Source organism: Viridibacterium curvum (assembly GCF_039544165.1).
Classification (GTDB): Bacteria; Pseudomonadota; Gammaproteobacteria; order Burkholderiales; family Rhodocyclaceae; genus Viridibacterium; species Viridibacterium curvum.
On sequence record NZ_BAABLD010000017.1, the window covers coordinates 82,162 to 94,848 of the forward strand.

Genomic DNA, 12,687 nt, shown 5'->3' on the forward strand with positions numbered 1-12,687 from the left:
ATGAATAAGTACCACCAGCTCACCCGAGAGGAAAGATACTGCATAACGGGGCTGCAAAGTGCGGGGCTGTCTCAAGCCGCGATTGCCCGGCACATGGGGCGTGCGGCCAGCACGATCAGCCGCGAGTTGCGGCGCAACCGCACGACTCACGACGGGCGCTACCGTGCGGAGAAAGCGCAGAGATACGCCAGCGCCAGACGCCGACGAGCACGGCGACGCTCCTGGTACAGCGCCTTGCAATGGCAGACCGTCGAGGCGCTGCTGCGCAAGAAGTGGAGCCCTGAACAGATCAGCGCGGTACTGCGACAAAAAGCAGTCTGCAGGATGAGTCACGAGACCATCTACCGGTACATCCTGCGAGACAAACGCGAAGGCGGAACGCTCTACAAACACATGCGCATCATGGCCAAGGTGTGCCGCAAGCGGTACGCGGGCAAGGACTCGCGGGGCGTGCTGGCAGGCAAGCGGCACATCAGCGAAAGGGGAGCGGCGATAGAACAGCGCCAGCAGCTGGGGCACTGGGAAGGCGACACGGTCATTGGTCAGGACAAGCATCACTGCATCCTTACACTGCTTGAACGCAAATCCGGCTACGCCGTGATCAAGAAGATCAGCTCGCGGACTACCCGACAAGTGAACTGGGCAGCCAGCATCGCCTTGCGTGAACATGCCAGCCGCTTCCATACGCTCACACTGGACAACGGTACCGAGTTCCACGACTACAAGGCGCTCGAAGAGCGCTTCCCGCTCACCTGCTACTTCGCCACGCCGTACCACTCCTGGGAGCGTGGGGCCAACGAAAACCTCAATGGCCTGATCCGGCAGTACATCCCCAAAGGCACCTGCATGAGCACACTCACGCAGAAACAGTGCGACTGGATCGCTAACGAATTAAATACCCGGCCGAGAAAAAGACACCAGTTCAAAACCCCGAAGGAGATTTATTATGGTTCCAGATGATCGTTGCACTTCAACGTTGAGACTACGCCATATGATGCGCAAAATTCCCAAAATATCTCTTCAACGACTCTGTTATTTCATCACGGCCGCTACCTTTTGCGAGGCGAACTACAAATTCAGGAAGACTGCCATTGGCAAGGCCGAGCGCTGAGCTTGCTTGCGCGGATAGCGACTTACGATTGTATATAGCCAATAGGCCGTCAAAATCTCTTGCAGACAATACAGCATTAAAATCTGCAAGTGACTGAGTGTAGATGGCGTTGACGTCAATTCCTGTAGTAAGCGAATGAAGAGCAGAAGCCAACCCAGCAGAACCTTTTGCTTTTTCGTCAAACATGTTGAGCTGAAACTTTATTTCACCTGCGGCGCGAAGCGAAGCCTGAACCTCTAGCTCACCCTGTAAGCGAGAGAATATTGCAGACGAAACGGATTGGAAGTCGGCATTGACATCACGCTCCAGTCGAATGCTAACTAGTTCAAGGATTTCTTTAGTGCAAAATAGGTTTTCTACCTCTGCAACGGATAGGACGAATATTGAATCTTGCTCGAGCTTTGCTATTTCAGCGGGAACTCGCCTGTCTCTATCAATGATGCCAAATACGTTTAGGTGATGAAGTTGCGTATTGGCTTTCATCGCCCTAACTGATTGTATTACTTGGCTACAGCTACCAACCGGTATGACCAAGTAGTTATTTAGAATTGCCGCATAAAGAGCAGAATCAAAGCTGCCGGCCACTCCTTCAACAAATACGACAGACCTCCTGCTGCCGAGCACTTCCAACAAAAGACCTTCAGGGATGCTATCGTCTTGCTTTATTAAATCCCAATCCCACTTTTCACCGTCGTAAGACTTTAGCCAAACTTTTGTTGCCTCTTCCATTGCCGAAGCAAAATCTACGTCATGAGTCAGATATATAAAAAAGCAATCAGGCCTTGCTTGCTCGATCTGACCCCAAAGGGGAGCTTGCACGGATTTATGAAGGTGTAACTCTGGCTCGTCAATGATGACTATCGCGCCTGAAGGTGCTGCCAAACATTGACCGATGAGATAAAAAATAACCCGCTCACCATCACTCATCTCTGATGAGTTGTATATTTTTCCTTGCGAGTCCCTAGTTTTTGTTTGAATTCGGAGACCGCCAATCACCAGCTCTCTATGTGGAAGAATTCTTTCCCAAATTTCTTTGACTACATCTAGCTTTGTCTTTGGCGGTTCAACTCTGTTGGTGGTTGATTTTGAGGCTGCTAGATATTTGGCGCTTTCCTCAGTGTGATCTGAGAAAAGAAAAACCATTAGCTGATGATAGTCATTGAGCAGGCTTACTGCTGGCTTGCTTTGCCATCTGCTTCCTTGTTTGTGCCCGATTATATTGTTTTGTTCGATTGCTCGCTCATACCCCGTCCACAACTCGGAAGTTGCTAAATCAATTGATTTTGGCGTTGTTGAGTCAGGCATTGATAATGATTTTTGAGCAGAAATCCGATGCACCTTTGCACTGTGCGGTGAGCTAAATTCGATCCAGGTTCCGAGTCTGGTTTTCCCTGCACCATTTGCACCTACCACCATCAAACTTTTTGACGACTCGATTTTTGATATCCCGGCACTGTTTTGCGGCAAGTAAATTTCTTTTTTCATTGTTTTCCCGTCGCTATGGAATTAAGTGGGTAGGGCATAACGAGATGTCGACAACACACCGAGTGTCGCCATTCAGAAATGGACGGCCGCGTTCCAACATCTGGCCATCCGTCCCGGCAACCATAAGACATGTCGTTCCGGATGCCAAGACACGAACCACAAGCCGGAGCACTTGCGGTGCCGGCGTCCGACCGGGCATCTCACTGTAACCTCAGGCCACATTCCCCGCCATGCCGAGCGGTGCCAACCCATGCCGCGCCCTTGCCCGATTGCAGGCCTCGTTGCCAATGCCATGCACACCATGTGCAGCAAACTCGCGGCAGGGATCAGGGCGGAACTCGTAGATGCCGCATTTCACTGATTCACCGATCTTGCCGACGAGGGCGACGCAGCGTGGCGGGCTGCGGTCGGTGCCGCGCATGCGGCATGTGCTGCCAGTCTCTTCGTCGGCCAGCATCTCCGGCACGTAGCCGCCGGGTTCGGTGTCGAGCTGGCTGCGGTGGAAGCTGACGCGGAAAGCAGCACAGCACACGCCGCAGGTCTGGCAGGGGTTCATGAGGCATCCTGGGGAATCGAAGCGCGCATGATGCGCGAAGCGGGCCACTTGCGCATCTTGTTGTGCGCCTCAACGCCGCTTCAACGCAGCCTCACTGAGGCATCAGGGCAGACTGATGGGCCAGCTGTTCGATACCGCGCCGTCGTCGCGCACCACGTAGAGCCATGCCTGCCCGGCGGCAAAACCACTGCGCAGCAGCGGGGCTGTAATGCTGCTGCCTGACCAGGCGCTCGCCGGCAATGGCGCGCGCAGGGTCGCGGCAGACCATGTCGCAGCGTTGGCCAGCACGACACGTGCACGACTGGTGTCGAGGTAGTGGTCGTCGTACCAGACACTCACGCCGTTCGTGCTGCCGGGGTTGAGCCAGTAGTCCATGCCGATCACAAGGTAGCTGCAGTTGAGCATGTGCGTGGCATCGCTGCGCACCTGCAGGGCATTGCGGTTGATCTGCAGGTTGCCATTCACCCAGGTGAGGTGCTGACCATTACTCTGGCCGATGTCGTTGAGGCGGTAGTACTCCTCGACCTGGTACCAGACTTCCTCCTGCAAGGGAATGACGGTACCACTGCCCATGCTGGCCTCGCCCGCCCAGCCCTCGTCGCGCGTGCCGTCACGGCGCAGAATGCCGCCCTGCACCCCACCCGCCAGCGTCTTGTCGCTGTCGTACCGATTGACGCTCGGACCGACAGGGTAATAGCTCGAATAGAACTTGGGACTGCCGCCATAGCAGTCGCCATTCACCTCCATGCCGCTGCGGTTGAACTTGAGCTGCGCGATGCGGCCACCATTGGTGCGGAACTTGATGCGATAGCTGAGGTAAAGCTCCTGGCTGCTGAAGCCGCGCACGGCAATGTGCGGGAACGACTCCTCGACCGCGCCCTCTGGCGAAGCCGGGCCGGAGTGAGACTGATGCAGGAGGGACTTGCTGCCACTGAATGCTGCCGAGGCATCCACCGTAGTCGTGCCGCCGAAGCCCCCGTAGTTGTAGTACCCGAAGCTCACGGGTGCTGCGCCGACCGTGCGGCTGTCGAAGTCTTCAAACTTCAGCGGTGCGGCTTGTGCCCGGCTGCCAAAGCCCGCACCCGTTACGGTGACGTTGCCCGCACTGACGCTCGCAGCGCTGATTGCAAAACCCGCCACACTGCTCGACACGGCGCTGCTCGCTGCCGAGCTGCTGGACGCTGCGGCACTGGCGCTGGAGGCTGCCTTGCTGCTGGCGCTGCTGGAAGACTGCACCGCACTGCTGACGGACGAAGTGCTGCCGTGGGTACTTCCACCCCCTGCTCCGCCACACGCAGCAAGCAGCAGTGCGGTCAGCAGCAAGACTATCGGGCCAAGGCGGCGCAAAGACCTATCGAGATCAGTTCTATGCATGGCGGTTCTCAATACTGGTGGCCGCGCGTGCCGCGTCGCGCATCGCTCGCTGGCAAACCCGTCAGCGCTCCGCTCCCCGTCAGCGCGCTGGTGCTGCTGACGCTGCTGCCCGACGCCGTCGTATCGAAGCCATAAGTGCCCTGCCACACGGCCCAGTTCATGTCGTTGCCGGTGCACTCGCTGTCCTTGAAGGCCAGGCTGTTGCTGCTCTCGATGAGGTTGGCCGCCACGCTCATCTGGGTCGCCAGATTGGCGGGGCGGCTCTGGCAGGAGAGGCCGCCGTAGGGCGCCTGGCTGCCGTTGCTGATGAGGTTGTAGGAGATGCGCGTGCCGTAACTCGTCGGGTTGAACGGCCCCCAGTTCACGCCGATGCCGGATCTGACGACCGTGTTGTGATGCACATCGTGGTCGCGCATGTAGCAGCTCGACTGGAAGCACTGCAGGCCAAGATGGATGCCGGCGTTGATGAGCAGGTTGTGGTGGATGTGCAGGTTGGCCGAATTGTCCTGCGCCGAAATCTGGATACCCATGCCGGTGCGGTTGGCATCCGAAAAGACAATGTAGTTCTCGCGATAGGTGTTGTGCTGCGAGTTGTCCTTGTCATGGAAACCACCGAAAACCTTGCCGAGATTGAGCTGGTTGTTCTCGATGATCGATTCGCCGGCATCGAACAAGGTGGTTGCATAGCCATTGCCGACATAGGTGCCGAAGTCGTTATCCTGAATCAGGAACTTGTGGCGCCAGGCCGGACCGGAGTCGCCCCAGCCATGAATGAAGGCCGGGTTCTCGCCATTGTTGGCGGCCTCGCCATCGAGGAAGCGCATGTTGCGGATCACCACGCCGGCCTTGCTCGGGTCGCTGACGATGCCCCACTGGCGCACGCCCGTCACGTCGAAGCCTTCGATGCGCGCTGTTGGCGCCGCGTCGCTGCGCACGCTGATGTCGTAGGTCTTGTTGAGGTCAAGCGTCACCACTTCATCCGGGTAGGCGAGGAACTGCTTGGCCTTGTCGTCGTAGATGATGAGGCCAGTCTGGTAGCTGCCCTTGCGCAGCACGATGGCCTGACTGGACGATGAGTTGGCCAGCGCGTAGGCCAGCGTGCGGAACGGCGTGGTGCGCGTGCCCCGCCCTGCAGCATCAACACCATCGGTCGCGACAAACAGGAAGCGCGCCGCAGCCGACTGGATCGTGAAGCTCTGCTCCAGCGTCTTCTGCGTCGCGCCGCTGTCGCGGATCTCCAGCGTCAGCACATACGTGCCCTCGCTGGCAGGCGTGAAACGCACCGTGCCGCGCCGGAAGTCCAGCGACACCCCGGCGGTGCTCTGCGCTACGCCACCGAGAGTGAGGCTCTTGATTCGATATTCGTACGGAAAGATGCCGCCCGCCACGCCGGGGCGGCTCTCGTAGGGAATGCCGGGGTATGCCACGTCGCGCAAGCCGATGCGCACCGTGAGCGCATCATTGGGCAAGGTGTCCGGCAGGGTGATGCGCGCCGCAGGCTGGCTCACGCAGCGCACGAAAACCGGCGCGCCATCCGTCGGCACCGTCGCCGGCGCCAGCGCCGACACAGCACAGAGCTGGCCCACCGGCTGCGCCGTCACGCTGAGGTTGAGGGCACTGCCCGCCACGGATGTGGCGAACGCATAGGGCTGGTTAAGCGTCGCCGACACACTCTCGCTGCCGTGCCTGAGCGTCAATTGACCACCCAGAGCGAGGCCCTGAACACGCACGACAAGCGCGCCCGAGGCCGCTGAGCTGCTCGCTGCACTCGAAGTTGTGCTACTCGAACCGGCGCTACTGGATGTGCTGGCACCCACACTGCTTACCGCGCTGCTGGCTGCAACGCTTGCGGAAGCCCCTGTCGCCGACGTACCGGCAGCGCTGCCAGTGCCACCACAGGCATTTAGCAGGAAACACAGCAGCCCCGTGCAAATCAGCCCGTGCACGGTGGAGAAAACTGCCGAACAAGGATCTGAATCGGCACGCGGCAACTGCCGCGTGCTATCGAAGTGAGAATGAGAACGCATCGATGTCTTCTTGTACTGTCGGTATGGCGGGCGCCATACCGAAGCGAGAAGCACATTCGGCTGCTTTCCGCTATCAGGAAAGCATATCGATGCGGCAGCGGCGAGGCCTGCCGCCCGTCCGGGCTTGCCGGACTTGCCGACAAGAGGCGGTTGCTTGATTTCGCGGCAGCATGGCTATCTGCCGCGGCGGCTCGTCAGTCGCTTTCCTCGTGCTCCGTCATCTGACCGCGCTTGCGCAGCTGGCCGACCACTCGCGGCAGGATCAACAGCACAGCGGCAATGATCAGAAAGCTGGCCGACAGCGGGCGCGAGAAGAAGGTGCTCCAGTCGCCCTGGCTGATGACGAGTGCCTGACGCAGGGAGCGCTCCAGCATGGGGCCGAGGATCATGCCGACGACCAGCGGCGCGACGGGGATGTCGAGGCGCCGCATCATGAAGCCGACGAGGCCGAAGACGAACAGCAGGCCCACGTCGAACAGCGAGTTGCTGGCGCCATACACGGCCGCGGTCGAGACCAGCAGGATGCCGGCATACAACCAGCGCGGCGGAATCTTGAGCAACTGCACCCACAGACCCACCAGCGGCAGGTTGAGCAGCAGCAGGATGACGTTGCCGACGTAGAGGCTGGCGATCAGCGTCCACACCAGGTCGGATTGCGTGGCGAACAGCATGGGGCCTGGCTGGATGCCATAGCTCTCGAACGCAGAAAGCATCACGGCAGCTGTCGCCGAGGTAGGAATGCCCAGCGTCAGCAAGGGCATCAGCACGCCGGCTGCCGAGGCATTGTTGGCCGCTTCAGGGCCGGCCACACCCTCGATGGCACCGTTGCCGAACTCCTCCGGGTGCTTCGAAAGCTTCTTCTCCGTGTAGTACGACAGCAGGGTCGGCAACTCGGCACCGCCCGCCGGCATGGCGCCGATCGGGAAGCCGAAGAACGAGCCGCGCAGCCAGGGCTTCCAGCTGCGCTTCCAGTCCGATCTGGACAGCCACAGGCTGCCCGACATCTTCATCAACTCAGCGCGATTGAAGTGCCCCTGCCACGCAAGGAATAGCGCTTCGCCGACCGCGAACAGGCCGACCAGTACCACGGTCACCTCGATGCCATCGAGCAGTTCGAGGCTGCCAAACGTGAGGCGTGGCTGCCCGGTCTGCAGGTCGACACCGACGAAGCCGACCATCATGCCGAATACCAGCGCGATGAGCCCACGCAATGCCGAGCTGCCCAGCACGGCGGACACTGCAACAAGGGCCAGCACCATCATGCTGGCGTACTCGGCCGGGCCGAAACTGAGGGCGATGTCGACCACCCAGGGGGAAAAGAAGGTCAGCGCCACAGTGCCGATGGTGCCGGCGATGAAGCTGCCGATGGCCGCCGTCGCCAGCGCGGGGCCAGCACGGCCGCGACGCGCCATCTTGTTGCCTTCCAGAGCGGTGACGATGGTGGCCGATTCCCCCGGCGTGTTGATGAGGATGGAGGTGGTCGAACCGCCGTACATGGCGCCGTAGTAGATGCCGGCGAACAGCACGAACATCGCTTCGGCCGGCACCTTGAAGGTCAGCGGCAGCAGCAGCGCGATGGTCAGCGATGGTGCGATGCCGGGCAGCACACCCACCAGCGTACCGATGAAGCAGCCTGCGAAACCCCACACAAGGATGCCGGGCGAGAGTGCGTGGGCAAAGCCGCCCAGCAAGGCGTCGAAAGTCGACATGCGTGTTTCCTCCTGCGTGGCGGCTGCGTGCGCCGCCCTCTTGTTTTCAGCTCTGTTGTCAGCTCTGTTGTCAGCTCTGTTGTCGGCTCGGTTGTCGGCTCAGCGCTCAGCCAAGGCGCCACTCGCCGAAGTGGATCAGGCCACCCAGCTGCACGCCCAGCAAACGGTCGAACAGCAGCCAGATCACCAGCGTCGTGCCCAGCCCGATCAGTGCCGCCTTCGGCATGGAGTCACTGCCGAAAGCCCGCGCGAACAACGCAAAACTGACGACGCCCGCGAGGCCGATGCCGGCATAAGCCAGCAACACGAACAGTGCGACCAGCCCGGCAACCAGCCAGAGCGCACGCTGCCTGCTGCCGGGATCTGGCGCTTCCTCCGGGTCGTTGACCACGTCTGGCACACGCCCCTGCCAAGCGGCCTGCGTGAAGCCCATGGCCAGCAACATCAGGAAGCCTGCGAGGATGGCCGGCATGAGGCGCGGCCCAAGCCCGTCGTCGATGACAGGCTTGGGAATCTGCGCGACGGCCACCAGCATGGCGACCGCCGACGCAAACATCGCGATGCCCGCCGCGACCGCAAAGTGCTTGCGCGGTGTGCTCACGAAGCGAGACCCAGGCTCTTCATCACCGCTTCGGTCTCGGCGATGTCCTGCTCAAGCTCGGTCTGGAAAGCCGTGCCTGCGAGGAACACGTCATTCCACTCGCGCTTGTCGAGCAGCTCCTGCCAAGCCGCCGATTTGACCATCGCGGCCATCAGGTCGGTGAGCGCCTGACGCTGTTGAGGCGTGATGCCGGGGGGCGCGAATACGCCCCGCCAGTTGGCCGCAACGACGTTGGTGCCCTGCTCCTTGAGGGTAGGAATATCGATACCCGGAATGCGCTTGTTGCCCGACACCGCCAGCGCGCGCAGACGGCCTGACTTGATGTGTTCGGCAAACTCCGAGTAACCCGAAATACCTGCTGCAACCTGGTTGCCCAGCACCGCCGCGACGGCCTGACCGCCGCCGGAGAAGGCGACGTAAGCGCCATCTTTCGGATTGCCCTTGAGCGCCTTGATCAGCAGACCCAGCAGCAGATGGTCGGTACCGCCCGCGCTGCCGCCAGCGACGCTGACCGACTTGGGATTGGCGGCGAGGGCCGCAGACAGGTCTTTCCAGGTCTTGTGCGGGCTCGCGGCCGGCACAACGATGACGCTGGATTCTTCGGTAAGCCGCGCGATCGGCGTCACGTCCTTGATGGTCACCGGGCTCTTGTTGGCGATGCCTGCGCCCACCATCACCGAGCCTCCCACCATCAGGGAGTTGCCCTGGCCACGGCGCTGGTTCACGAACTTCGGCAAGCCCACCATGCCGCCTGCGCCGGCCACGTTCTCGAACTGGAAGGTACCAACCAGACCCGAGGCGCGAGCAGCCGCCTCGATCGCGCGCGCAGTGCCATCCCAACCACCGCCCGGAGCTGCGGGCACGAACATGTTGATCGATTCAAACAGCGGCGCGGCAAAAGCCATGCGCGGCAGCATGGCGGCCAGCGGGGCAAGGCCAGCGCCCAGCATCAGCTTGCGACGGGTGTCATTCATGTGAGGTCTCCTTGGGGCATGCGCTGATCGTGGTCAGCAATGTCATCAACCGGCGAGATACCAGTCTTGTAGTCGCATCATCCTGCGCATGCCCACGGGGCGGATATTGTGGATTGCCGCAGTCTCGCCCTTCCCTGCTGTCGCCCCCTTATTCCTGATGGATGCCGGCTGGATCCCGGCAGCATGAGACCTACCTGTCGAAGGCGTTGCTCAGGTCGTCCAGCGCCACCAGCAAGCTGTCGCTGGCCTTGGCCACCGACTCGAAGGTGGCTTGCCGGTCCCACGGCTGTGGCGTGGTGCCGAGCGCCTCGGCGAAGAACTGCCATTGCAGCTCGGCGAGCCGCAGGATGGCCTCCTGTCGCGGCTTGTCCTGCACCAGTGTGTCGAGGTTCTTGATGGCATCGCGATAGGCCTTCTGCGCCGCCGCAAGGTCCTTGGCCACGAAGGGGGCCGTCGCTCCCAGGCTGCGGAAGAAGTACAGCTTGGCGATGCGTTGCGACAGCGCCCGCGCCTCGCTGGCCAGGCGCAGCCCCTCGGTCTGCTGCGCGCCAACACGTTCGCGCAGCATCTGCGCGCCCTTCTCGGCGATCCACACCAGCTCTTCGTTCTGGTCGGCCAGTGCCTTCACGTTGTCAGGCGTCGCGCCCAGCTTGTGGAGTTCGACGAAGTCGCCGTACAGCTGGCCCAGCAGGGCATAGTTGTCGCGCAGGTCCTGCGAGTCGGCACTCTCCTGCATCTGCTTGAGCAGACGCTCGTAGCGCTTGCTGTCGATCTCGAATTGGTTCTCTGCGCGCACTTTGAGGGCACCCAGCCCGGTCATGGCCCAATTGCGCGTCAGCCGCTCGCCCAGCATCTTGAGCTGCTCAGCCGTTATAAGTCGCTGCGGCAGGGTCGACCCCGCCACCGGCTTGGCGGCGACCGGTTTGGGCGGGGTGGCCGCCTGCACGGCCGGCAAACCGGCGCACGCAACAACGACCAGACTGATCGCCAGGCAACGCGCTGCGCCCGATGCGCCTCTGCGCAAGGCTCCGCTGTTCGTGCTGCCAGCGGCCTTGACCGCTTCACCTTGTTCTCGTGCAGCTGAACGCGCGACTGACATTCCAGGCTCCTTGCTGTGGTGATGACTACTACTTTCGGCATATCGCGGCGCGATGCCTATCATCGCTTTCCGCAACACCCGGGAAGACCGGCCACGACAGGGAATCCTTACTTCGCGTTCAATCCGTACCAGTCAGCTCGCCCGCCAAATCGGTCGTCAGGTAGGTCCGCAAAGCCGCACCCTGCAGAGCCAAAGCCAGCGCCAGCCACAATTTGGCGTGTGCAGCCTCCGGCCCCAGATCACCGCCTTCCACAACCCCGGCGGCCTGCAGAGCCGTGGCACTCTGGTAGGGCGAATGGCGTACCTCGCCATGCGGGGCCTGGGTGATCGCCAGCATCGCCACGCTGGCAGCCGCCAGGTCTTGCAACGCGGCCACGAATGCCGGCTCCTCAGGCGCGTTACCCGCCCCGAAACACTGCAGCACACAGCCCTTGCGGGCCTGCGGTAGTTGCGCCACGGCATGCAGGAGTTCGGCGGGCATGCCCGGGTGCAGGGTCAGCATGGCAACACGGACGTCGGCCGCCCCAGCCGCGATGCGCGCCAGTAGCGCCTGCTGCCTAACCGGGTCAAACGCAGTGGATGGCGCCGGCAGACCTGCCCCGGTCTGCCAGTCGATGGTGTCCGCGTACACCGCCCCCAATTGCCGCCAGCGTGGGCTGTGAAATGCATCGTCCTGCTGCGCGCTGCGCTTGCTGCAGCGATTGCCCCGCAGAATGCGGCCCGCGAAGCAGACCGCCACCTCATGCAATCTGCCAGACCGCGCCACACGGATGGCATCGGCAACATTGCGCGCGGCGTCGCTGTCTTCAGCGACCAAAGGGCGTTGCGAGCCCGTCAGCACTACAGGCTTGTCCTGCCCGGCGAGCAGATACGACAAGGCAGCCGCCGTCCAGGCCAGCGTGTCGGTGCCGTGCAGCACGATAAAGGCGTCAAAGTCGCTCCAGTGCTCCAGCAGGAGCCCGGCGATGCGTAGCCAGTCAGCAGGCTGCATGCTGGCGCTGTCGAGCGGTGTTGCCAGCGCCTCGAAGCGGTCGTCAGGCCCCAACCAGCCACGCCCGGCAAGCAATGCCGCAAAGTCAGCGCCCGCCATCGGCGCCAGTGGCACGCCGGCACAGCCGACGGTTCCCCCGGCGTAAAGCACCAGCACACGGCTCAAAACAGGCTCTCCGGCAGGCTTTTCAGGTCACAAATCACGCCACTCGTCCTTTTGATTGCAGGAAGTATTCAAGCATTCTGCCCTCCGGCCGCTAAGAGAGACATGGGCTGGCGGCAGAAATTTCCTGTTTTGGAGACCCCTGCTACTCGCCCCGGCAAAAAAGGCCTAAAGTTCCCTCCGGAGCTGTCGTTATGGCCGGTGTGCAGCGTGCGTCAGGTTTTTTCCTACAAGAAAATTCCGGTCAGCGCAGGATTGAACACCAACCGCTTGAGAAAGTTTGAGGAACGCCATGAAAATCGATAATTCAATCAAGTCGACCGGCCAGGTGTCGGGCGAAAACCGAACGCGAGAGACACGTGCCGCCAGCACCGCTCCCGCGCAGTCGGGCACTCAGGTGGCTTTGTCGGCCGGCCTGCAAAAGTACGAAGCCGTGCTCGCGCAGTCGCCTGTCGTCGATTCCGCCAAGGTCGAAGAGATCAAGTCCGCCATCGCCAATGGCAGCTTCAGCGTCAATCCCGAGAAGGTCGCTGATGGCCTGATCGAAAGCGTGCGCAGCATGCTGTCGGCACAGCCTGGCACCGCCGCCTGAAGACGA

11 protein-coding genes are annotated in these 12,687 nt (G+C 61.4%); 2 read left to right on the forward strand and 9 right to left on the reverse strand.

Features of this window, described 5'->3' with window-relative positions; genetic code table 11:
• Nucleotides 1–960, forward strand: a complete 960-nt coding sequence (locus tag ABEA02_RS16775) for an IS30 family transposase (protein WP_345534250.1) — start codon at nucleotides 1–3, stop codon at nucleotides 958–960.
• Nucleotides 961–982: 22 nt separating this feature from the next.
• Here the strand turns inward: ABEA02_RS16775 and ABEA02_RS16780 are convergent, their stop codons facing one another.
• From ABEA02_RS16780 to ABEA02_RS16820, 9 genes are all read right to left on the reverse strand, one after another.
• On the reverse strand, nucleotides 983–2,596 hold the full coding sequence (locus ABEA02_RS16780) for a DUF4435 domain-containing protein (protein ID WP_345534251.1): 1,614 nt from the start codon (nucleotides 2,594–2,596) through the stop codon (nucleotides 983–985).
• Nucleotides 2,597–2,807: 211 nt separating this feature from the next.
• The gene (locus ABEA02_RS16785) at nucleotides 2,808–3,152 is read right to left on the reverse strand and encodes a YkgJ family cysteine cluster protein (RefSeq protein WP_345534252.1); all 345 of its coding nucleotides are present in this window, start codon (nucleotides 3,150–3,152) and stop codon (nucleotides 2,808–2,810) included.
• 102 nt (nucleotides 3,153–3,254) lie between these two features.
• Nucleotides 3,255–4,526, reverse strand: a complete 1,272-nt coding sequence (locus ABEA02_RS16790) for a hypothetical protein (protein ID WP_345534253.1) — start codon at nucleotides 4,524–4,526, stop codon at nucleotides 3,255–3,257.
• Between the two features lie 8 nt (nucleotides 4,527–4,534).
• Complete coding sequence (locus ABEA02_RS16795) at nucleotides 4,535–6,553, reverse strand: right-handed parallel beta-helix repeat-containing protein (RefSeq protein WP_345534254.1); 2,019 nt, start codon at nucleotides 6,551–6,553, stop codon at nucleotides 4,535–4,537.
• A 194-nt stretch (nucleotides 6,554–6,747) separates the two neighbouring features.
• Nucleotides 6,748–8,262, reverse strand: coding sequence for a tripartite tricarboxylate transporter permease (locus tag ABEA02_RS16800; protein ID WP_345534255.1), 1,515 nt, complete (start codon nucleotides 8,260–8,262; stop codon nucleotides 6,748–6,750).
• A gap of 106 nt (nucleotides 8,263–8,368) precedes the next feature.
• Complete coding sequence (locus tag ABEA02_RS16805; protein WP_345534256.1) at nucleotides 8,369–8,863, reverse strand: tripartite tricarboxylate transporter TctB family protein; 495 nt, start codon at nucleotides 8,861–8,863, stop codon at nucleotides 8,369–8,371.
• Nucleotides 8,860–9,837: a Bug family tripartite tricarboxylate transporter substrate binding protein gene (locus tag ABEA02_RS16810; RefSeq protein ID WP_345534257.1), complete on the reverse strand. Its 978-nt coding sequence runs from the start codon at nucleotides 9,835–9,837 to the stop codon at nucleotides 8,860–8,862. Before ABEA02_RS16810 ends, ABEA02_RS16805 begins: the two co-directional genes overlap by 4 nt.
• A 190-nt stretch (nucleotides 9,838–10,027) precedes the next feature.
• On the reverse strand, nucleotides 10,028–10,936 hold the full coding sequence (locus ABEA02_RS16815; RefSeq protein WP_345534258.1) for a hypothetical protein: 909 nt from the start codon (nucleotides 10,934–10,936) through the stop codon (nucleotides 10,028–10,030).
• A 118-nt stretch (nucleotides 10,937–11,054) separates the two neighbouring features.
• A complete protein-coding gene (locus ABEA02_RS16820) occupies nucleotides 11,055–12,083 on the reverse strand; it encodes an asparaginase (protein WP_345534867.1) in 1,029 nt (342 codons plus the stop codon).
• Between the two features lie 298 nt (nucleotides 12,084–12,381).
• Here ABEA02_RS16820 and flgM point away from each other — a divergent pair, with 298 nt between their 5' ends.
• Nucleotides 12,382–12,681, forward strand: a complete 300-nt coding sequence (gene flgM / locus ABEA02_RS16825) for a flagellar biosynthesis anti-sigma factor FlgM (RefSeq protein WP_345534259.1) — start codon at nucleotides 12,382–12,384, stop codon at nucleotides 12,679–12,681.
• Nucleotides 12,682–12,687: the final 6 nt, after the last annotated feature.

Excerpts from the sequence above, each read along its gene's own strand:
- ABEA02_RS16780 (WP_345534251.1), bottom strand. The coding sequence starts at position 2,596 with ATGAAAAAAGAAATTTACTTGCCGCAAAACAGTGCCGGGATATCAAAA.
- ABEA02_RS16775 (WP_345534250.1), top strand. The coding sequence starts at position 1 with ATGAATAAGTACCACCAGCTCACCCGAGAGGAAAGATACTGCATAACG.
- ABEA02_RS16785 (WP_345534252.1), bottom strand. The coding sequence starts at position 3,152 with ATGAACCCCTGCCAGACCTGCGGCGTGTGCTGTGCTGCTTTCCGCGTC.
- ABEA02_RS16815 (WP_345534258.1), bottom strand. The coding sequence starts at position 10,936 with ATGTCAGTCGCGCGTTCAGCTGCACGAGAACAAGGTGAAGCGGTCAAG.
- ABEA02_RS16790 (WP_345534253.1), bottom strand. The coding sequence starts at position 4,526 with ATGCATAGAACTGATCTCGATAGGTCTTTGCGCCGCCTTGGCCCGATA.
- ABEA02_RS16800 (WP_345534255.1), bottom strand. The coding sequence starts at position 8,262 with ATGTCGACTTTCGACGCCTTGCTGGGCGGCTTTGCCCACGCACTCTCG.
- ABEA02_RS16795 (WP_345534254.1), bottom strand. The coding sequence starts at position 6,553 with ATGCGTTCTCATTCTCACTTCGATAGCACGCGGCAGTTGCCGCGTGCC.
- flgM (WP_345534259.1), top strand. The coding sequence starts at position 12,382 with ATGAAAATCGATAATTCAATCAAGTCGACCGGCCAGGTGTCGGGCGAA.
- ABEA02_RS16810 (WP_345534257.1), bottom strand. The coding sequence starts at position 9,837 with ATGAATGACACCCGTCGCAAGCTGATGCTGGGCGCTGGCCTTGCCCCG.